This window comes from Halomonas cerina (assembly GCF_014192215.1).
GTDB lineage: Bacteria > Pseudomonadota > Gammaproteobacteria > Pseudomonadales > Halomonadaceae > Halomonas > Halomonas cerina.
In genome coordinates this window covers 1-20,451 of record NZ_JACHXP010000008.1, presented here as the reverse complement: position 1 = coordinate 20,451, position 20,451 = coordinate 1, and the positions used below count along the sequence as shown (strand labels likewise).

17 protein-coding genes are annotated in these 20,451 nt (G+C 67.6%); 13 read left to right on the top strand and 4 right to left on the bottom strand.

Features of this window, described 5'->3' with window-relative positions; genetic code table 11:
- Positions 1-118: 118 nt before the first annotated feature.
- Positions 119-1,564 (bottom strand): M48 family metalloprotease, encoded by a 1,446-nt coding sequence (locus tag FHR94_RS09300; protein WP_183325422.1) that lies wholly within the window; start codon positions 1,562-1,564, stop codon positions 119-121.
- A gap of 148 nt (positions 1,565-1,712) precedes the next feature.
- Between FHR94_RS09300 and FHR94_RS09295 the strand changes: the two genes are divergently transcribed.
- From FHR94_RS09295 to purC, 6 genes are all read left to right on the top strand, one after another.
- Entirely contained in the window at positions 1,713-1,961 is a 249-nt protein-coding gene (locus tag FHR94_RS09295; protein ID WP_183325421.1) for a sulfurtransferase TusA family protein, read from the top strand.
- Positions 1,958-3,058: an AI-2E family transporter gene (locus tag FHR94_RS09290; protein ID WP_183325419.1), complete on the top strand. Its 1,101-nt coding sequence runs from the start codon at positions 1,958-1,960 to the stop codon at positions 3,056-3,058. The genes FHR94_RS09295 and FHR94_RS09290 overlap by 4 nt, the downstream gene beginning before the upstream one ends.
- A 308-nt stretch (positions 3,059-3,366) precedes the next feature.
- Positions 3,367-4,251: a 4-hydroxy-tetrahydrodipicolinate synthase gene (dapA, locus tag FHR94_RS09285; protein WP_183325417.1), complete on the top strand. Its 885-nt coding sequence runs from the start codon at positions 3,367-3,369 to the stop codon at positions 4,249-4,251.
- Positions 4,248-5,213: a lipoprotein-34 gene (locus tag FHR94_RS09280; RefSeq protein WP_343064654.1), complete on the top strand. Its 966-nt coding sequence runs from the start codon at positions 4,248-4,250 to the stop codon at positions 5,211-5,213. The genes dapA and FHR94_RS09280 overlap by 4 nt, the downstream gene beginning before the upstream one ends.
- Entirely contained in the window at positions 5,213-6,013 is an 801-nt protein-coding gene (locus tag FHR94_RS09275; protein ID WP_183325415.1) for an MBL fold metallo-hydrolase, read from the top strand. The genes FHR94_RS09280 and FHR94_RS09275 overlap by 1 nt, the downstream gene beginning before the upstream one ends.
- Positions 6,014-6,052: 39 nt before the next feature.
- Positions 6,053-6,766 carry a phosphoribosylaminoimidazolesuccinocarboxamide synthase gene (gene purC / locus FHR94_RS09270; RefSeq protein ID WP_183325413.1) on the top strand — a complete coding sequence of 238 codons (714 nt, stop codon included), beginning with the start codon at positions 6,053-6,055 and terminating at the stop codon, positions 6,764-6,766.
- A gap of 63 nt (positions 6,767-6,829) precedes the next feature.
- Here the strand turns inward: purC and tsaA are convergent, their stop codons facing one another.
- Positions 6,830-7,552 (bottom strand): tRNA (N6-threonylcarbamoyladenosine(37)-N6)-methyltransferase TrmO, encoded by a 723-nt coding sequence (gene tsaA, locus FHR94_RS09265; protein WP_183325411.1) that lies wholly within the window; start codon positions 7,550-7,552, stop codon positions 6,830-6,832.
- Positions 7,553-7,559: 7 nt separating this feature from the next.
- Positions 7,560-8,411 (bottom strand): carboxylating nicotinate-nucleotide diphosphorylase, encoded by an 852-nt coding sequence (nadC, locus tag FHR94_RS09260; RefSeq protein ID WP_183325409.1) that lies wholly within the window; start codon positions 8,409-8,411, stop codon positions 7,560-7,562.
- 78 nt (positions 8,412-8,489) lie between these two features.
- Between nadC and ampD the strand changes: the two genes are divergently transcribed.
- The 6 genes from ampD to FHR94_RS09230 all read left to right on the top strand — a co-directional run bounded on the left by ampD (position 8,490) and on the right by FHR94_RS09230 (position 16,608).
- Positions 8,490-9,062: a 1,6-anhydro-N-acetylmuramyl-L-alanine amidase AmpD gene (ampD, locus tag FHR94_RS09255; RefSeq protein ID WP_183325578.1), complete on the top strand. Its 573-nt coding sequence runs from the start codon at positions 8,490-8,492 to the stop codon at positions 9,060-9,062.
- A 313-nt stretch (positions 9,063-9,375) separates the two neighbouring features.
- The gene (aceE, locus tag FHR94_RS09250) at positions 9,376-12,048 is read left to right on the top strand and encodes a pyruvate dehydrogenase (acetyl-transferring), homodimeric type (protein ID WP_183325408.1); all 2,673 of its coding nucleotides are present in this window, start codon (positions 9,376-9,378) and stop codon (positions 12,046-12,048) included.
- A 76-nt stretch (positions 12,049-12,124) separates the two neighbouring features.
- Positions 12,125-14,128: a pyruvate dehydrogenase complex dihydrolipoyllysine-residue acetyltransferase gene (gene aceF / locus FHR94_RS09245; RefSeq protein WP_183325406.1), complete on the top strand. Its 2,004-nt coding sequence runs from the start codon at positions 12,125-12,127 to the stop codon at positions 14,126-14,128.
- Between the two features lie 243 nt (positions 14,129-14,371).
- On the top strand, positions 14,372-15,028 hold the full coding sequence (gene adk, locus FHR94_RS09240; protein WP_183325404.1) for an adenylate kinase: 657 nt from the start codon (positions 14,372-14,374) through the stop codon (positions 15,026-15,028).
- Positions 15,029-15,133: 105 nt separating this feature from the next.
- The gene (tsaB, locus tag FHR94_RS09235) at positions 15,134-15,838 is read left to right on the top strand and encodes a tRNA (adenosine(37)-N6)-threonylcarbamoyltransferase complex dimerization subunit type 1 TsaB (RefSeq protein WP_183325402.1); all 705 of its coding nucleotides are present in this window, start codon (positions 15,134-15,136) and stop codon (positions 15,836-15,838) included.
- Positions 15,835-16,608, top strand: a complete 774-nt coding sequence (locus tag FHR94_RS09230; RefSeq protein WP_183325400.1) for a class I SAM-dependent methyltransferase — start codon at positions 15,835-15,837, stop codon at positions 16,606-16,608. The genes tsaB and FHR94_RS09230 overlap by 4 nt, the downstream gene beginning before the upstream one ends.
- Before the next feature lie 2 nt (positions 16,609-16,610).
- Here the strand turns inward: FHR94_RS09230 and plsB are convergent, their stop codons facing one another.
- The gene (gene plsB / locus FHR94_RS09225; protein WP_183325398.1) at positions 16,611-19,052 is read right to left on the bottom strand and encodes a glycerol-3-phosphate 1-O-acyltransferase PlsB; all 2,442 of its coding nucleotides are present in this window, start codon (positions 19,050-19,052) and stop codon (positions 16,611-16,613) included.
- 126 nt (positions 19,053-19,178) lie between these two features.
- Here plsB and FHR94_RS09220 point away from each other — a divergent pair, with 126 nt between their 5' ends.
- Complete coding sequence (locus FHR94_RS09220; RefSeq protein ID WP_183325396.1) at positions 19,179-20,303, top strand: phospholipase D-like domain-containing protein; 1,125 nt, start codon at positions 19,179-19,181, stop codon at positions 20,301-20,303.
- Positions 20,304-20,451: the final 148 nt, after the last annotated feature.

Genomic DNA, 20,451 nt, shown 5'->3' with positions numbered 1-20,451 from the left:
TACGAGCTACGAGCTACGAGCTACGAGCTACGAGCAAAAGCCCGTGACGGATGTCACGGGCTTTTTGTCCTCTACATCATTGGCCTGCCCGTTGCCCGTTGCCCGTTGCCCGCAGCTGTTACTGAAACTCCTCCAGCGTCTCTCGGTAGCCGAGGAAGGCTTCACGGCGCTGGGCGATGCGGCTTTGTGCCGTGCGGTCCCCCTCGCGTTCGGCGACCCGGCGTGCCACCTCCAGCTGGCGGATGGCCCGGTCGATGCGGCCGGTGAGCTGCAGCTGCTCGGCCCGGGCCAGGTGCCCCCAGGCCTCACGGCCGCTGCGTCCGGCGGCCTCGGCGAGCAGGGTGAAGACCTGCGGGTCCTCGGGGCGCTGGTCGGCCAGCGAGCGCAACACGCGCCAGGCCTCGTCGGGGTCGCGCTGCAGGAGGGCCTCGCCCAGCAACAGACGGGTCGGCGGGTGATCGGGCATCAGGCGCAGCAGGCGTCGGCTGCGCTCGATGGCCGCCTCGACGCGGCCCCCCTCGAAGGCGACACGCGCCGCTGTGGCCGGCAGGATAGCGAGGTCGGGGAGCTGCCGGGCCAGGGCATCGAGCTCGCGCAGCGCGGTGTCGGTCTGTCCGGCCCGGGCCTCGGTCAGCGCCGCCAGGTAGCGGCGGGCCGGGGGGGGCGCCTCGCTGCGGGCCAGCCGGGTCGCAGCCTGCGGAGCATCATGGTCATGGATGGCCAACAGAGCCCGGGCCCGGACCAGGTGATATTCGAGGCTCGTTTCCCCGGCGACCGACGGCAACTGATCGACACGGTCCTGGGCATCGCTGATGCGTGATTCGGTGACCGGGTGGGTCAGCAGGAATTCCGGTGGGTTGCCGCCCTGCAGACTGACCAGGCGCTGCATGGCGCGGAACATCTCGACCATGGCCTGCGGCCGGTAGCCGGCATCCGCCATGGCCTGCAGGCCGATGCGGTCGGCCTCCTGCTCGAAACGCCGCGAGTAGGCCAGCTGATCCTGAAACAGCGCGGCTTGGGAGCCCATGGCGGCGGCGATACCGGCATCGCCGCCGCCCCCGGCGGCGATCAGCATGCCGGCTAGCATGGCGGCCATGGCCGGGATCTGGGTCTGCTCGGCTCGCGCCTTGCCTCGGGCGTAGTGGCGCTGCGAGAGGTGGCCGAGCTCGTGGGCGACCACCGAGGCCAGGTCCGCCTCCTGCTCCGCGAAGGCGAAGAGACCGGCATTGACGCCGATCACCCCGCCGGGGACCGCGAAGGCGTTAAGTCGCTCGCTGGCGACCAGGGTGACGATGGGCTGGAGGCCGATCAGGCTACTATGAGGGAGCAGTCGGGCGACCAGGGACTCCACGTAGTCCTGAGCGATGGGGTCCTGCCAGGCCGGAGCATGGGCGCGGAACTGGCGCAGCCAGGCGCGCCCGAGACGGAACTCCTCGCCGCTGACCGCCTGGGTACTGTTGCTGACCAGGCTGGGCAGCCCGTAGTCGCCAGCGCCCGGCGCGGGTAGAGGGAGCATCAGACACAGGGCGCCGAGGGTGACACCGGCTAGTGATCGTCGCAGCATGGCCTTCCTCGTCGATGGCATCGCCTCGGGTGAAGATGAGGCTGTGACATTGATTCACCCTGCAAAGTGCCTTTAAATCCCTAGGATTCATGCCGGCTAGAGCCCGAGGGGCCTTCGGCATGCCTCTGGCATTTTCCTGGGAGACAACATGGCTGTGCAACCCGATGATGTGCTCGACGCCCGGGGTCTTCCCTGTCCACTGCCGCTGCTCAAGGCCAAGCAGGCGCTCGCCCGCCTCACGCCTGGCCAGCTGCTGGAAGTGCAGGCTACCGATGCGGGCTCCTGGCGCGACTTCGACACCTTCGTGGCCCAGAGTGCCCATGAGATGCTGGGCCGGGAGGAACGTGGCGATGTCTACCACTACTGGATCCGCAAGGGGGGGGAGCAGGCCCCATGACCCTGAGGTCGGTGTTCCGTAGCTGGGTCGAGCACTACTTCTCCGACGAGGAGGCGCTGATCCTGCTGGTGGTGCTGGTGTTGGGGTTTGCCGTGGTGATCTGGCTCGGGCGGATGCTCGCCCCCTTCCTCACCGCCCTGGTGATCGCCTTCCTGCTGCAGGGCGGCGTGAACGCCCTGACGCGTCGCCATGTGCCGCATTTTTTGGCGGTGATGCTCGTCTATCTGGCCTTCATCGGCGTCCTGCTGGCCATGGCGCTGGTGCTGCTGCCGCTGATCTGGAACCAGCTGGTCAACCTGGTCCAGGAGACGCCGCGCATGTTTGCCAGCGGCCAGCGGCTGCTGGATGACCTCCAGGCCCGTTATCCCCAGCTGGTGACCCCGGACCAGATCCAGGACTGGATCGGCATGGCCGGCCGCGAGGTGACCCAGCTCGGCCAGCGCGCCCTGACCCTGTCGCTGGCCTCGCTGGGCAATGTCGTGAGCCTGATCATCTACCTGGTACTGGTGCCGATCCTGGTGTTCTTCATGCTCAAGGACCGGGATCGCCTGGTAAGCTTCACCGTCTCCCTGCTGCCGCAGCGCCGCGAGCTGATGACCCGCATCTGGCAGGAGATGGATGACCAGATCGCCAACTACGTGCGCGGCAAGGTCACCGAGATCGCCATCGTCGGCACCGTGACCTTCTTCACCTTCGCCTTCTTCGGGCTGCCCTACACGGCCCTGCTGGCCGTGCTGGTGGGCTTATCCGTGCTGGTCCCCTTTATCGGCGCGGCGGTGGCCACCCTGCCGGTGGCAGCCGTGGCCGGCTTCCACTTCGGCATCAGCGACGAGTTCCTCTACGTGCTGATCGCCTACGGCGTGATCCAGGCGCTGGACGGCAACGTGCTGGTGCCGATCCTGTACTCGGAAGCGGTCAACCTGCACCCGGTATCGATCATCCTGGCGGTGCTGTTCTTCGGTGGCATCTGGGGCTTCTGGGGGGTCTTCTTCGCCATTCCCCTGGCGACCCTGCTCAAGGCGCTGGTCTATGCCTGGCCTCGGGGCATCCAGCAGCGCCAGCGGCTGCAGACCGACAAGGCCCTGGCCGATAAGTGACCCCGGTGCGAGCCGACAGGGTCACGAGGGTGTCGCCGGTGGCCGTGGCGGTGAAGTCGGGAACGGGCTGGCCGATGCTGACGCTCATGGGCGTTCCTCCGGAAGATGGGGCGAGACAAACCCCTGATTACACGCAACCCGCAGGGCGCTGTGCAGGGCGCTGTAAAGTCGCGGCTGTACAGGGTCACGGCCGCTGAGTACCATTTGTCGTCTGGTGTCCGGCCTTCGGTGTCGGGCCGGCTCCCCCCCTGAACGATGGCCGCGGCCACCGAGGCGGCAATGCAGGCGAAGCGAGAGGAATCGAGAGGATGATCACGGGTAGTATCGTCGCGCTGGCGACGCCGATGAAGGTTAACGGCGACATCGACTGGGAGGCCCTGCGCCGCCTGGTGAACTTTCACCTCGAGAACGGGACCGATGGCATCGTCGCGGCGGGGACCACCGGTGAGCCGACCACCATGTCCTTCGCCGAGCACTTCGACGTGATCCGTACCGTGGTGGAGGAGGTCGATGGTCGCATTCCGGTGATCGCCGGCACCGGCGCCAACGCCACCTCGGAGGCGGTCGAGCTGGCGCGCTATGCCAGCGAGGTGGGGGCCGATTATTGCCTCTCGGTGTGTCCCTACTACAACAAGCCGACCCAGGAAGGGCTCTACCTGCACTTCAAGGCGGTGGCCGAGGGCAGCAAGCTGCCGGTGATCCTGTACAATGTGCCGGGCCGCACCTGTTCCGATCTCTACAACGAGACCGTGCTGCGCCTGGCTAAGGTGGACAACATCATCGGCCTCAAGGATGCCACCGGCAACCTCGAGCGTGCCGAGGACCTCATCGCGCGCCTCGAGGGCAGCGGCTTCATGCTCTACTCTGGTGATGATGCCACCGCCTGCGAGTTCATGCTCATGGGGGGCCACGGCGACATCTCGGTGAGCGCGAATGTCGCCCCGCGCGCCATGCACGAGCTCTGCCTGGCGGCGGTGGCCGGGCAGGCCGATCGGGCCCACCAGATCAATACCCGCCTGATGCCCCTGCACACCAACCTGGGCATCGAGTCCAACCCGATCCCGGTGAAGTGGGCGCTGAATCACATGGGGCTCATGGCGCCAGGCATCCGCCTGCCGCTCACCTGGTTGTCGGAGAAGTACCACTCCACCGTCAGCGAGGCCATGCAACTGGCCGGGGTGGTGGAGGAGTGAGCGCTGCGCTGAAATGGATGCCGCTGACGGCGGTCATCGCCCTGGCTCTGGCCGGCTGTGCCCGGGAGGGCTACTACGATGACCGTCAGGCCGACTACGTCGAGGCCGAGGAGAGTGCGCCCCTGGTGCTGCCGGACGCCCGCGAGTCCCGACGTTACCGCGACGCCATGCCGGTGCCCGAGGCCGCGGTGCCGCTCCAGACTCGGGGCGACGCATTCGAGGCGCCGCGGCCGCAGCCGCTCTCGGCCGCCCGTGGGCTAGAGGCCGGGGCCGTGGAGCGTCGCGAGATCGGCGAGCAGCGCTGGCTGGTGGTCGGCGCGGAGCCAGCGGCGGTGTGGCCCGAGCTCGAGCGCTTCGCCCGTCTGCGCGGTCTCGAGGTCGTCAACCGCGATTCTGCCCGCGGCGTACTCGAGACCGACCAGGTGCGGCTCGTCGTGCATCCTGGCCTGCGCCCTGGCGTCAGCGAGGTGCGCTGCGAGCAGGGCGGCAGGCCGGTGTCCCGCTGTCTGCAGGCCCTGTCGCGGCATCTCGCGTCGCGCCACGTGGCCGCCAGCGCCTCGTCCCTGGCGACCCAGCCGGTCGGGGACTATCCCCGTCCGCGCCTCATGCAGCAGGGAGGCGAATGGCAGGTGATGGTGCCCGTCGACATCGATCGTACCTGGGCCGAGCTGAGCCACCAGCTGGCGGCCGATTTCTCGGTGGCGGGACGTCGCGAGCTGATCGAGCGTGATGCAAAGGCGCATACCTTCCTGGTCGACTACATGACCCTGAGCGAGCGCAGCACCGGCTTGCTGGGCACCCTGGTCAGCCTGGGCCAGGAATCGCCACAGCGCATCCGTGTAGTGCTGGAGGCCAGGGGTCCCGAGCGGACCGTGTTGCGCGTCCGGCCCGCCGACACGGACGAGCTCTCCGCCGAGGATCGGCGAGAACTGCTCGAGCGGATGGCGAGCCTGCTGCGCTGATGGAAGCAGCGGCATCGACGGCAGGGGCACGCGACCGGCTGCGTTTCGCCTCGCTGGGCAGCGGCAGCAAGGGCAATGCCACTCTGGTCAGCGACGGCGAGACACACCTGCTGGTCGACTGTGGCTTCGGGCTGCGCGAGGCCGAGCGGCGCCTCGCCCGGCTCGGCCTGCATCCCGGGCAGCTCGATGCCGTGCTGGTCACCCATGAGCATAGGGACCACCTGCGCGGCGTCGGCCCCCTGGCGCGCCGCCACGGCGTCCCGGTTTATCTGACGCCGGGCACCTGGCTGTCGGGCAGGCTCGGCGAGGTGCCCTCTCGTCACTGGATCACCCCTCAGGCGCGCTTCCGGGTGAAGGGGATCGAGATCGACCCGGTCACCGTACCCCATGATGCCCGGGAACCGGTGCAGTTTCGCCTGGCCGCCGCCGGCCGGCGCCTCGGCCTGCTCACCGACCTGGGCCATCCCAGCGTGCATGTCATCGAGGCCTTCCGCGGCTGTGATGCCCTGCTGCTGGAGTGCAATCACGATGTCCACCTGTTGCAGACCGGTCCCTACCCGCCGCGCCTCAAGCGCCGGGTCGGTGGCCAGTGGGGCCACCTGGCCAACGCCCAGGCCGCCTGGCTCCTTCGGCGGCTGGGGCTGGACCGGTTGCAGCGCATCGTCTGTTCGCACCTGTCGGAACACAACAACCGCCCCGAACTGGCCCTGGAGGCCCTGGTGCCCCTGCTCGACGGCGACGATTCACGCCTGACGATGGCCGCCCAGGACCCGGGGCTGGACTGGCAGGCGATCACCTGACACCCGCACCCTATTATCTACCGCCTGTGGAGGCTTCCCATGGAAAAGCGCCAAGAACTCTATGCCGGCAAGGCCAAGTCGGTCTTCGCCACCGATGATCCGGATCGCTTGATCCTGCACTTCCGCGACGATACCAGCGCCTTCGATGGCCGGCGCATGGAGTCCCTCGAGCGCAAGGGCAAGGTCAACAACCGCTTCAATGCCTTTATCATGGGCAAGCTTCAGGAGGCGGGGATTCCCACCCACTTCGAAGGCCTGCTCTCCGATACCGAGTGCGTGGTCAAGAACCTCGAGATGATCCCCGTGGAGTGCGTGGTACGCAACCTCGCCGCGGGCAGCCTGGTCAAGACCCTCGGCGTGGAGGAAGGCCGCGAGCTCAACCCGCCGACCTTCCAGCTGTTCCTCAAGAATGACGAGTTCCACGACCCGATGATCAACGAGTCCCTGGCCGAGACCTTCGGCTGGGCGACCCCCGAGCAACTCGCCGAGATGAAGGCCCTGACCTTCCGGGTCAACGAGGTGCTCAAGGCGCTGTTCGCCGACGGCGGCCTGCTGCTGGTGGACTACAAGCTCGAGTTCGGTGTCTTCCAGGGCAAGATCGTGCTGGGTGACGAGTTCTCCCCGGATGGCTGCCGGCTGTGGGATGCCAAGACCCGCGAGAAGCTCGACAAGGACCGCTTCCGTCAGGGGCTGGGCAACGTGATCGAGTCCTATGAGGAAGTGGGCCGTCGCATCGGCGTCGAGTTCGACTGAGCCATCGGCTTATCCGGCCTACCTCCGATGCCCTCCCGGTGAAGGCATCGTCGTCTCCGGCGTCTACACCGCCACGATCTCGACCACCTCCAGCAACGTCTCGTCCTCGGCGGTGGCCACGGCCCGGAAACGCACGTCGACGTCACGCAGCGATACCCCGTAGACCCGCGTCTCGGCTCCCCGGCGGTAGGCGGGGCGGGGATCCTGGGCCAGCACCTGGGTGATCAAGGCGCGCAGGGTGTCACGGTCCGTCCGAGTGGCGAGGGCGGCCTCGGCGTCGCGGGTGAAGCGCACGGGGAGTGCGGGCGGGGGGGCCGGGGCGAAGCCGGCTCGGGCCTCGGGGCGTGCCTCGACCCACGGCAGGTAGGGCTTGATGTCCAGCACCGGGGTGCCGTCCACCAGGTCGGCACCGCGAAGTGTCAGGCTCACCCCGCCGCCTGTGTCGATGTCGTCGAGCTCGACCAGCGACAGCCCCAGCCGGTTGGGCCGGTGGGTGCTGCGGCTCGCGAAGACCCCCACCTTGGCGTTGCCCCCGAGGCGCGGTGGGCGCACCAGGGGCGTCCAGCGCTCGGGACTGCGGTGGAAGACGAAGGTCAGCCACAGATGGCTGAAGGCCTCCAGGCCGCGTACGCCTAGCGGGTCGTCGAAGGGCGGGGTCAGCACCAGGCGGGCCCGGGCGGCCTCGGCGAGGCCCGGCTGGCGGGGAATGCCGAACTTGTCGGGAAAGTCACTCTCGAGGTACCCGATGGGCGTCATCGCGAAGGCCTCGTGGGACATGTCGCTCATGCGGGCGTCAGGCGTCCTCTTCGGCGATGCGCATCGACAGGTCGACGGCCTTGACGTCCTTGGTCAGGGCGCCGCTGGAGATGCAGTCCACCCCGGTCTCGGCGATGGCCCTGAGGGTGGAGTCATCGACATTGCCGGAGGCCTCGAGGGTGGCCCGGCCGGCGGTGCGGCGGACCGCCTCGCGCAGCTCGTCGAGGCCGAAGTTGTCGAGCATGATCACGTCGGCGCCGGCGGCCAGGGCCTGGTCGAGCTCCGCGAAGGTCTCCACCTCGACCTCCACCGGCAGGTCGCGGACGATGCCGCGGGCCTCCTTCACGGCCGCCGCGATGCCCCCGCAGGCGGCGATATGATTCTCCTTGATCAGGAAGGCATCATAGAGACCGATGCGGTGGTTGTGCCCCCCGCCACAGGTGACCGCATACTTCTGGGCCAGGCGCAGCCCGGGCAGGGTCTTGCGGGTGTCCAGCAGCCTTACCCCGGTACCCTCGAGCAGGTCCACATAGTGACGGGTGCGGGTGGCCGTACCCGACAGGGTCTGCAGCAGGTTGAGCGCGGCGCGCTCGCCGGTGAGCAGGCTGCGTGCCGGGCCTTCGATGGTCAAAAACGCCTGGTCGGCCGCGAGGCGGTCGCCGTCGGCGGCGGCCCAACGCAGCACCACCCGGGCATCGAGCCGCCGGAACAGCTCGTCGACCCAGGCCACGCCGCACAGCACGCAGGCCTCGCGGGTGATTACCCGGGCCGTGGCCCAGCGGCGGTCAGGAATCAGCTGGGCGGTGATGTCGCCAGGGCCGACATCTTCGGCCAGCAGGCGGGCGGCACTGTTGCGAATCTCTTCGGCAAGGGCGTCCTGATAGTGCATGGCGAGCGCGTCTCTGTGCTGGGAAGCGTGAAGCGGCCATTATAGGGGAAAATCATGCATCGACGTCAGGGGAACACCATGCATATCGGAGCGGGATGGCTCGAGGGGGCCCGCCGGGTTCCCTCACCCAACTGTGATCAGCGCCCGGAAGGAGAGGTCTCGCTGCTGGTGGTGCATTCCATCAGCCTGCCACCGGGCGAGTTCGGTGGCGACAGCATCGAGCGACTCTTCACCAACCGCCTGGACCCGGCCGCGCACCCCTTCTTCGCCGAGATCGCCGGGCTCGAGGTCTCGGCGCACCTGTTGATCCGTCGCGACGGTGAATGCGTGCAGTTCGTGCCCTTCGAGGCGCGGGCCTGGCATGCCGGTCGTTCCCGATGGCGGGACGGCACGCGCGAGCGCCAGGCGCTCAACGACTTCGCTGTGGGCATCGAGCTGGAAGGCGACGAGGTCACTCCCTACACCGCCGCCCAGTACCGAGCGCTGGCCAAGGCCACCGCGTCCCTGCTGACGGCCTACCCGGCCCTCACGGCCGAGCGTATCACCGGCCATGCCCACGTCGCCCCACTGCGCAAGCGCGACCCGGGCCCCGCCTTCGACTGGGCCTTCTTCCGCCAGACGTTGGAAAGACTACGCGATCGGGGCGCTTGATCGTTCACGGCGTTTGGCACGTTCGATTCATACGGTAGTTGGGCTACAACTGCCTGACATCAGGTCGGTTCCCGAGGTAGGAAGGCGGTAACATCCTGTGCTGAGGTGCAATGTTAAATTTATGGAAGCCATTTCCAATATATCTTGGATTGGCAGAAGGTAGGGTTTCCGGTATCTTCGCCCGCATGTGGCGGCAGGTCCGCACTGTCTTGTAAAACAACTACACAATGGCGTTTACGGTTCCTATCGAACCGCAGCGTTATTCGCCCCACCCGTGGGGTGGTAGTCCCCATCGTCATTCGGAGAGACGTCTATGAGTCTGGAGACAAGAGAGGATCTCGATCCGGTCGAAACCACGGAATGGCTGGACTCCCTGGAATCGGTGCTGGATCGTGAGGGCGAGGGTCGTGCCCGGTACCTGATGACCCGCCTGGCCGACCGTGTGCGGCGTGACGGCATGCAGGTCCCCTTCTCGGTGACCACCCCGCATCGCAATACCATCCCGGTGCACCGCGAGGCACCGATGCCGGGCGATCTCTTCATGGAGCGGCGCATCCGCTCGTTGATCCGCTACAACGCCATTGCCCAGGTGATCCGCAACAATCGGGCCCATCCGGGGCTGGGCGGGCACATCGCTAGCTTCATGTCGGCGGCGACGCTCTATGACGTGGGGTTCAACCACTTCTTTCGCGCCCCCAGCGGTGATTTCGAGGGTGACCTGGTGTATATCCAGGGGCACGTGGCGCCGGGCGTCTATGCCCGTGCCTACCTCGAGGGGCGTCTCACCGAAGAGCAGATGGACAAGTACCGCCAGGAGGTGGACGGCGACGGGCTCTCGTCCTACCCTCACCCCTGGCTGATGCCGGACTTCTGGCAGTTCCCCACCGTGTCCATGGGGCTGGGGCCGATCCAGGCCATCTATCAGGCGCACGTGATGAAGTACCTGGATGCGCGCGAACTCAAGGCCATGCACGATCGCAAGATCTGGTGCTTTATGGGGGACGGCGAGTGCGACGAGCCGGAATCCCTGGGGGCCATCCACCTGGCGAGCCGCGAGAAGCTCGACAACCTCATCTTCGTCGTCAACTGCAACCTGCAGCGTCTCGATGGCCCGGTACGCGGCAACTCGCGGATCATCGACGAGCTCGAGGGCGTGTTCCGCGGCGCTGGCTGGAACGTGCTCAAGGTGGTCTGGGGCCGCCTGTGGGATCCGCTGTTCGAGAAGGACAAGAAAGGTATCCTGCAAAAGCGCATGGACGAGGCGGTCGACGGCGAGTACCAGAACTACAAGGCCCTCGGCGGTGCCTACACCCGCGAGCACTTCTTCGGCAAGTACCCGGAAACCGCCGAGATGGTCAAGGACCTGTCCGACGAGGACATCTGGAAGCTCAACCGGGGGGGCCACGATCCGTTCAAGGTCTATGCGGCCTACCATGAGGCGACCCAGAACGCCAATGGCCGGCCCACCGTGATCCTGGCGCATACCGTCAAGGGTTACGGCATGGGGGGCGGCGAAGGCGAGGCCGCCATGGAGGCCCACCAAGTCAAGACCATGGAATACGAGGCGCTCAGGAAGTTCCGCGACCGCTTCGGTATTCCGCTGTCCGACGAGCAGCTCAAGGAGGTGCCGTACTACAAGCCCGAGGACGACTCCCCCGAGCTCAAGTACATGCACTTGCAGCGCGAACGCCTGGGCGGCTACCTGCCGACGCGTCGCAGCGAGATCGATCCGCTGCCGATCCCGGCGCTGGAGGACAAGACCTTCGCCACCCAGACCGGGGGGTCCAAGGGGCGCGAGGTCTCCACCACCATGGCCTTCGTGCGCATCCTCAATGGCCTGGTCAAGGACAAGAAGATCGGCGACCGGGTGGTGCCGATCATTCCCGACGAGGCGCGCACCTTCGGCATGGAGGGCATGTTCCGCCAGTTGGGGATCTACACCTCCGAGGGGCAGAAGTACGAGCCGGTGGACAAGGGGCAGATCATGTTCTACCGGGAGGATCAGAAGGGGCAGATCCTCGAGGAGGGCATCTCCGAGGCCGGGGCCATGTCGGCGTGGATCGCCGCCGCGACCTCCTACTCGAACAACGCCACCACGCTGCTGCCGTTCTACGTCTACTACTCGATGTTTGGCTTCCAGCGCATCGGCGACCTGGCCTGGGCGGCCGGTGACATGCAGGCGCGGGGCTTTTTGGTCGGTGGCACCGCCGGTCGTACCACCCTCAACGGCGAGGGCCTGCAGCACCAGGATGGCCACAGCCACCTGCAGGCTTCGATGATCCCCAACTGCCGCAGCTACGATCCCACCTATGCCCACGAGGTGGCGGTGATCGTCCAGGATGGCCTGAAGCGCATGTTCACCGACAAGGAAAACTGCTTCTACTACTTGACGGTGATGAACGAGAACTACGAGCATCCCGCGCTCGATAAGGTGCCCGCCGAGGACATCATCAAGGGCATGTACCTGTTGCGCGAGACTCGTGGCGATCAAGGGCGCGTCCAACTGCTGGGCTCGGGCACCATCTTGCGCGAGGTCGAGGCCGCCGCCGAGCTGCTCGCCGAGGAGTGGGGCGTGGGTGCCGACATCTGGAGCGTCACCAGCTTCAACGAGCTGCGCCGCGAGGCCCTCGAGATCGACCGCCAGGCCTTCATCAATCCCGAGGCCGAGTCGGGCAAGCCGCATGTCACGGCGTGCCTGGAGGGGCGTCAGGGCCCGGCGATCGCCGCTACCGACTACATGAAGCTGTTCGCCGACCAGGTTCGTGCCTGGGTGCCCGCCGACTACCATGTGCTGGGCACCGATGGTTATGGCCGCTCCGACACCCGCGAGAAGCTGCGTCACTTCTTCGAGGTCAATCGCTACTTCGTCACCGTGGCCGCGCTCAAGGCGCTGGCCGATCGCGGTGAGCTGGATCGCAAGGTCGTGGGCGAGGCGCTCAAGAAGTATGGCATCGACCCCAATAAGCCCAACCCGCTTGAGGTGTGAGGCGTCGACCGGCTGATCCGGTGGCATGGCGGGCCCGAGGGACCCGCCCCCGTCAAGAGTTTGAAGGAGCGCGACCTTGAGTAGCGAAATCATCAAAGTGCCCGACATCGGTGGCGATACCGATGTGGAAATCATCGAGATCGCGGTGTCGGAAGGCGACGTCATCGAGCCCGAGGACACCCTGATCACGCTGGAGTCCGACAAGGCCAGCATGGACGTGCCGGCCCCCAAGGGCGGCAAGGTACTGAAGGTGCTGGTCAAGGAGGGCGACAGCGTCTCAGAGGGCGACGATATCGTCGAACTCGAGGCCGAGGGGAGTGGCGATGCCGGCGGTGAGGCCGGCGAGACTGCCGAGGCCCCGGCGGCCGAGCGCGAGAAGGCGCCCGAGGCGGAGAAGCCCGCGGCCAAGGCTGGCGGCAGCCGTACCGTAGACATCAAGGTGCCCGATCTCGGCGGCTCCTCCGATGTGGAGATCATCGAGGTGGCGGTGGCCGAAGGCGATGAGGTCGCCGAGGAAGATACCCTGATCACCCTGGAGTCCGACAAGGCCTCCATGGACGTGCCGAGCCCCCATGCCGGCAAGCTGGTCAGCCTGACGGTCAAGGAAGGGGACACCGTTTCCGAGGGCGACGTCATCGGCACCATGGAAGTCGCGGGAGAGGGGAGTGATGAAGCTCCGTCCGAGGCGCCTGCTGCCGCCGCGCCTGAGGCGGAGAAGCCCGAGCCGCAAGAGGAAGAAGCGTCTTCCGGCGAGCCGGAGCGCAAGGAAATCCGCGTGCCGGATCTCTCGGGGTCCAGCGATGTGCCGATCATCGAGATCGCGGCCAGCGCCGGCGATGAGGTCGAGGAAGAGGACCCGCTGATCACCCTGGAGTCCGATAAGGCCTCCATGGACGTGCCGAGCCCCTACAAGGGCAAGCTCATCGAGCTGACCGTCAAGGAGGGTGACACCGTCTCCGAGGGCGACCTGATCGGCTATATCGAGGTGGCCGGCACCCCGGTGGCCGGCAGCAAGCCCGCGCCCCAGAAGGCGGCGCCACAGCAAGGCGCGGCGAAGCCGGCCGAGGCACCGGCCCCCAGTGCCGACAAGCCGTCGGCCACACCCTCGGGCTCACCGAGCCCCGAGGCCCAGATGGCGGCCCACAAGCCCCGCGATAGCAAGTTGGTCCACGCCGGTCCGGCGGTGCGCATGCTGGCCCGTGAGCTCGGCGTCGACCTGGGGATGGTCAAGCCTAGCGGGCCCAAGGACCGAGTGCTCAAGGAAGACGTCCACGCCTACGTCAAGCAGGTGATGGCGGGCAAGGCCCAGGCCCCGGCCGCCGCGCCGGCGGCCCAGGCGGGGGGCGGCATCCCGCCGATCCCGGATCAGGATTTCAGCCAGTTCGGCGAGGTGGAAGAAAAGCCCATGGGGCGCCTGATGAAGATGGGCGCCACCAACCTGCACCGCAGCTGGGTCAATCTGCCCCACGTGACCCAGTTCGACGAGGCCGACATCACCGAGCTCGAGGCCTTCCGCAAGTCGATGAAGGCCGAGGCCGAGGCCCAGGGCGCCAAGCTCACGCCGCTGCCCTTCCTGATCAAGGCCTGTGCCTTCGCACTGAAGAAGTTCCCGCAGTTCAACGTCAGCCTGAAGAGCGACGGCGAAACCGTGGTGCACAAGAAGTACGTGCACATCGGGGTGGCCGTGGATACCCCGGACGGGTTGATGGTGCCGGTGATCCGCGATGCCGACCGGAAGTCGCTGATCGAGTTGGCCAAGGAGTCCGTGGAGCTGGCCGGCAAGGCGCAGTCAAAGAAGCTCAAGCGCGAGGAGATGACCGGTGGCTGCTTCACCATCTCCAGCCTGGGCTCGATCGGCGGTACCGCCTTCACGCCCATCGTCAACGCCCCGGAGGTCGCCATCCTCGGCATCTCCAAGGCGCAGATGAAGCCGGTGTGGAATGGGGCCGACTTCGCGCCGCGGCTGATGATGCCGCTGTGTCTCTCCTATGACCATCGGGCGGTCAACGGCGCCGATGCGGCCCGTTTCACCGCTTTTCTCGGCCAGGTGCTCACCGACATTCGTCGCCTGTTGCTGTGAGGCACGGCCGGTGAGGAGATTCGACGACGGCGCCCTGCGGCGCCGTCGTCGTTTTGGGCAAGGTGATTGCCGGTCGCGGGAGACCAAAGTGTAATTCAGCGACTAATGCCATGAAATACAGGGAAACTTTTTGCCCCTGGCCGGATTTTCGGGCGTCGCTTGCTTGTCTGCCGGGGACGCCGCGGTTATCGTTCGTTTCACCCCTTTCTTCGTACTGCGATTCACACTTCAAGGAGCAGCCAGATGCGTTTGATCCTGTTAGGCGCCCCGGGTGCCGGCAAGGGCACCCAGGCCCAGTTCATCTGCGAGCGTTACAACATTCCGCAGATTTCCACCGGCGACATGCTGCGCGCCGCGGTCAAGGAGGGCAGTGAGCTGGGGCTCAAGGCCAAGGAGATCATGAACAGTGGCGGCCTGGTGTCCGACGACATCATCATCGCCCTGGTCAAGGAGCGCATCGCTCAGCCCGACTGCGCCAACGGCTTCCTGTTCGACGGCTTCCCCCGCACCATTCCTCAGGCCGATGCCATGAAGGAGGCGAGCGTGAAGATCGACCATGTGCTCGAGATCGCCGTGCCCGACGAGGAAATCGTCAATCGCCTGGCCGGCCGTCGCGTCCACCCCGCCTCCGGCCGTGTCTACCATGTCGACCACAATCCGCCGAAAGAGGAAGGCAAGGACGACGTGACCGGCGAGCCACTGATCCAGCGCGACGACGACCGGGAGAGCACGGTGCGCAACCGCCTGGCGGTCTATCATGAGCAGACCGCCCCGCTGGTCGATTACTACCGGCAATGGGCCAAGGAAGACCCCGAGGCGGCCCCGGCCTACCACCGGGTGGAAGGCGTGGGCAGCGTCGACGATATCACCGCCCAGGTGACCAAGGCCCTGGAAGGCTGATCCCCCATTCCGCCGTGTCGCGAAGGCCCGCCCTGTGCGGGCCTTCGTCGTCGGGCATGGCGGGCGTATAATGCCCTCGACATTTCTTGCTACGATATCTGTCTCATGCCGATCCTGCTGGCCCTGGATGCCTCCTCGCGCGCCTGTTCCGCCGCCCTGCTGCGCCGCCGCGAGGGCCTCGATGACGAGCTGCTCTCCCGCTTCGCGCTGACCCCTCGCGAGCATACTCGCCGACTGCTGCCGATGGTCGATGAGGTGCTGGCCGAGGCCGGCCTGTCGGCGTCGGCCCTGGACGCGGTGGCCTATGGCCGGGGCCCGGGCTCCTTTACCGGCCTGCGCATCGCCGCCGGGGCCGCCCAGGGGCTGGCCTTCGGTCTGGACCGGCCCCTGCTCGGGGTCTCGACCCTGCAGGCCCTGGCGCTAGGGGCCCATCGCCGCCACCATTACCGCTACCTGGTCACCGCTCTGGATGCCCGCATGGGCGAGATCTACGTGGCCGCCTGGCAGTGTCGCGAGGGTGGGGTGGACGCCCTGAGCGAGGAGGCCGTGATGCCCCCCGGACGGTTGCGGTTGCCCTTGGGCCATGACGACCATGACTGGGTGGGGGTCGGCTCAGGCTGGATGCTATGGGACAGCATGTCCGCCGAGGTCCAGGCCGCGCTGGGCCAGTGCCTGCCCGAGATGGAAGCGTCCGCCGAGGACATGGTGCTGCTGGCCGCCGAGGCCTTCGCCGAAGGGGAGGGGCGGCTCGCCCATGAGGTGCAGCCGGTCTATCTGCGCAACTGGGTCGCCTGGCAGAAGAGCCGATGACCCAGGTGCCGGTCGCCGTCGAGGGGGAAACCGCGCTGGCCAAGCGCTGGTCGTTACCCGAACAGGCCTCGCCGGCCGGCCAGGCGACGCCCCTGGTGCTGCGCCGCGACGATGGGCGACTGGTGCTGGCCGGCGACCTCAAGCGCTATGGCCATCCCCTGTTGGTGGACTTCGTCACCGGGAAGGCGGCGCATCGGCGGCGCTTCGGCGGGGGACGTGGCCAGCTGGTGGCCCGGGCCTGCGGGCTGGCCAAGGGGGTGACCCCCAGCGTGGTGGACGCCACCGCCGGCCTGGGGCGTGACGCCTTCGTGCTGGCCACGCTCGGCGCCGAGGTACTGCTGGTGGAGCGGGTGGCGGCGATCGCCGCGCTGCTGGAGGATGGCCTGGCCCGTGCCCGGGCCGCATCCGATCCCGAGGTCCGCAGGATCGCCGCGCGGATGTGTCTCGCCCATGGCGATGCCTCCCGCGACCTCGTGTCGCTAGTCGTCGACAGTGGCGTGACGCCCCAGGTGATCCACCTGGACCCGATGTTCCCCCATCGCGAAAAGTCGGCGCTGGTCAAGAAGGAAATGCGCCTGTTCCGCGACCTGGCCGGTGACGACACGGATGCCCCGCGCCTGCTGGAGGCTGCCCTGGACGTGGCGACCCACCGGGTGGTGGTCAAGCGGCCGCGCAAGGCGCCGCCTATCGCCGGACCGGCGCCGCGCCATGTCATCGCGGGCAAGACCAGTCGCTATGACCTCTATGTGCACCGGGCGCTGGCCGACTGAGCTCAGGGGCGAGCCACCAGCTGCAGTTGATGGCGCAGGGTCGGGTCGAACAGGGCCTGCGAGCGGTAGGCCGCGTCGCGCAGGCGGTCATCGAACCACAGCCGCTCCTGCCGCTCGTCCAGCCAGCCGTCTTCCACCAGGCTCTCCACCAGCCCGGCGAACAGCCGGGTATCGAAGAATTCCGGCGCATCGCGCCCGGTGAGCAGGGCCAGTCGCTCGGCCAACTGGCGGCTGCGCTCGGTCAGTGCCTCGCGACTGAAATGGCCTGAGGGGGCGCCGAGCAGCACCGAGAGCAGCAGGTAACCACGCTCCAGCGGGGGCTGCATCAGGCGGCCCAGCATCTTCAGCCGTTCGCCGGCCGCCAGGGAGGTCCGGGGCCGGCGCCAGCCATCGCTTTCCCGCTCCAGCAGGCCTTCGGCGGCCAGCGCCTCGAGCGTCTTCTCCAGGGCCTCGTGCAGGGGGCGGGGGGAGGCCACCGAGAGCTCCCGGGCCAGGCTCGGCCAGGCCGGGGCGAGCAGGGCCTCCAGCCCGTCGAGCCGATGGAACGGCTGGTGGCGAAAGGCGAAGGCGGTGAGCCCGGTCAGGGCGAAGAGGTGCAATACGTTGTTGCGATACCAGGCCAGCAGGGCGGCCTGGTCGGCACTCGCCACCACCAGGTCACCCAGGGGGTGGGTGCGGCGCTCGACCATGCCCAGCGCCACCACCCGGGCCAGCCACTCGGCGGGCGTGCCGTCGGGCAGATTGAGCGCCGGTCCCCCGGGGAGGCGTCGCTGCAGGGCGACCAGCAGGGCGAGCTGGCGTTCGAGCTGGCTGGCCTCGAGGGCATGGTGCGGCGTGGCCAGCAAGGCCAGGGCGACCAGGTTGACCGGGTTGAGGGCGGCGGCGGCGTTGATCCGCTGCGCCAGTGTCCGGCCCAGTCGGGGAACCACCGTGGCGAGCCAGGCGGGACGTGTCGTACCGGATGCCTGGCGCCAGTCGGCGGCATGTTCGTCGAGGAAGGTGTCCAGCGACAGCGGATCGCCGATGTTGACCGCGACCCGGCCGAAGGGCTGGCGCAGCCGACCCAGTACGCCGAGCAGCGCCAGCGGCGACTCCTTGCGCTTACGCGCGCCGCGCAGTTCACGCTGGTAGCTGGCGTTCTCCAGGATCCGTTCATAGCCGAGGTAGACCGGCACGAAGACCACGCTCTGGCCGCCCCCCGCGCGACTGCGCAGGAAGGAGCGCAGGGTCATGGCCAGCAGGCCCGGCCGTGCCGGCAGCAGGCGACCGCTACGCGAGCGACCGCCTTCCATGAAGTACTCCAGCGGATGGCCCCTGGCGAGCAGGCGGTGCAGGTACTCGTTGAACACCGCCCCATAGAGGCGATTGTCGCGGAAGCCGCGGCGCATGAAGAAAGCGCCACCGCGGCGCAGCAGCGGTCCGATCAGCGGCATGTCCAGGTTGCGCCCGGCGGCGATGTGCGGCGGCATCAGCCCCTCCTGGTAGAGGACGTAGGAGAGCAGCAGGTAGTCGATATGGCTGCGGTGGCAGGGCACGTAGACCAGCGTATGGTCGCCGGCCAGGGCCTTGACCCGCGCCAGACCGTGCACCTCGACGCCATCGTAGAGGCGGTTCCACAGGTGCTTCAGCGCCCCGGCGAGGAAGCGCATCACCGGATAGGTCATGTCCGAGGCGATCTCGCGTCCGTAGCGTCGGGCACGCCGCGCCAGGCGTGCCGGCGGTTGGTGTTCGGCCGTGGCCACCTCGTCGATCACCCGCTGTACCTCAGGGCTCGTCACCACCCCCTCGATTAGCATTCGCCGATGGGAGAGATCCGGGCCGAGCACTCGGGTGCGCAGGCGCCGGAAGTGGACGCGCAGCAGACGGGCGAGCTTGCGCCCGTTCAGCTCGGTCTCGCGGTCATCGAGTAGCGCCGCGAGGCGCAGCGGTGTGCCGAGGTAGACCTCCACATCGCGACCGTTGACCACCACCGACAGCAGGCGTCGCAGGCGACCGGTGAGTCGCCAACTGTCGGACGCCAGCAGTGGCCAGATGCCGAACGGTTTGCCGGGCGCGCGCCCCCAGAAGACGCTGACCGGTACCAGCTGTACATCCTGCCCACTGGCCCGACAGGCCTCGATCAGCGGCAGGAAAGGAGATCGGGGGCGAAAGGCCCATCGCCAACGACGCCGGGCCGGCGACGGCAGGGCCAGGCAGGCGTCGATCTCGCGCCCCCCAAGAGGACGGCGTCCGCTCGCCCCGGGCAGGCCGTGACGTCGGGTCAGCGTCTCCAGCAGCAGAGTATCGGAGAGCGCGGCGCGGGGCAGGACATAAAGAGTGGGCAGGGCCGGGTCGAGGTCTAGCGTCTCGGGGGAAGGTTCGATCAATCGAATCTCCACCCAGGCGGCCAGCAGCCGCTTGAGCGGGACACGTAGCAGGGTGCGCAAGGTCCTGGCAGGGGCCATGGGTCCGCCTTCGCCGGGGGTGAGTGGCCAGTATAGCGATGCGGTCTGGACCGGTCAGTCGAGACGGCTTTCCATGGCTAGACAAACATGCGTCAATGCCCGTCGTGTCCGACAGGGATGAAGGTCATGCAAGGTATATGGCGGGACGGCAACCACTTCACATTGCTGCCCGAGGCGACACGGTTTCTGCCCGCGATGTTCGAGGCGATCGAGCACGCTCGCGACTCGATCCTGATCGAGCTCTACCTGATGGAGTCGGGGCGCCTGGCCACGGCGTTGATCGAGGTCCTACAGCGGGCCGTGGCACGGGGCGTGACCGTTCTGCTGCTGCTCGACGGCTACGGGGCCATGAGCCTGGCGGCCGGGGATCGTCGTCGGCTGGAAGCCGGCGGGGTGGCACTCAGGCTGTTCAATCCTCTGGGGTTCCACTCCCTGGCCCGCAATCTGACCCGCGATCATCGCAAGCTGGTGGTGGTGGACGGCGAGGTGGCCTTCACCGGTGGTTTCGGGGCTGTGGATGCGTTCCTCGAGGCCTGGTATGAGCTGGCGGTGCGTATCGAGGGGCCGGTGGTCGCCGACTGGGTGCGGCTGTTCTGTCGTCTCTGGGACTCGCCGATGACTCGGGGCCGTGGCGACGCTTCCCTGGTGCGGGGGATCGAGGCCCACCCCCGGGTCTATACGGACTACCATGGCATGCGCGGTCGCGTGGTGTGGGGGCAGGGCTACCGCTACCAGGCGATCCGCCACTCGTTGCAGCGTCAAATCGGCGAGTCGCAGCGCCGCATCTGGATCTGCACCCCCTACTTCGTACCCACGCTCAGCCTCCGGCGGCGCCTGGTGCAGGCGGCCCGGCGTGGCATGGACGTGCGCCTACTACTGCCCGGCGACGCCCACCACGACCATCCTGGCGTGCGCTATGCCGGGCAGCGCTTCTATGGGCGGCTGCTACGCGCCGGTGTGCGGATCTTCGAATTCCAGCCCATCTTCATCCATGCCAAGTTCTCGCTGGCCGACGACTGGGTGAGCCTGGGGTCCTGCAACTTCGACCACTGGAGCCTGCAGTGGAACCTCGAGGCGAACCAGGAGGTGGATGACACCCGCTTCGCCGCCGAGGTGGCGGCGCTCTTCGAGCGACACTTCGCCGCCAGCCGGGAGATCGACCCCAAGGCCTGGTCGCGGCGGCCCCGCATGCAGCGCCTCAAGGAATGGCTGTTCGGCGTGCTCGACGCCATGGTGACACGGCTACGTTAGCTACGAGCTACGAGCTACGAGCGGTTGGCAGCGAACCCGATGTGACGGAGACTGCCCGAAGCCCGAAGCCCGAAGCCCGAAGCCCGAAGCCCGAAGCCCGAAGCCCGAAGCCCGAAGCCCGAAGCCCGAAGCCCGAAGCCCGAAGCCC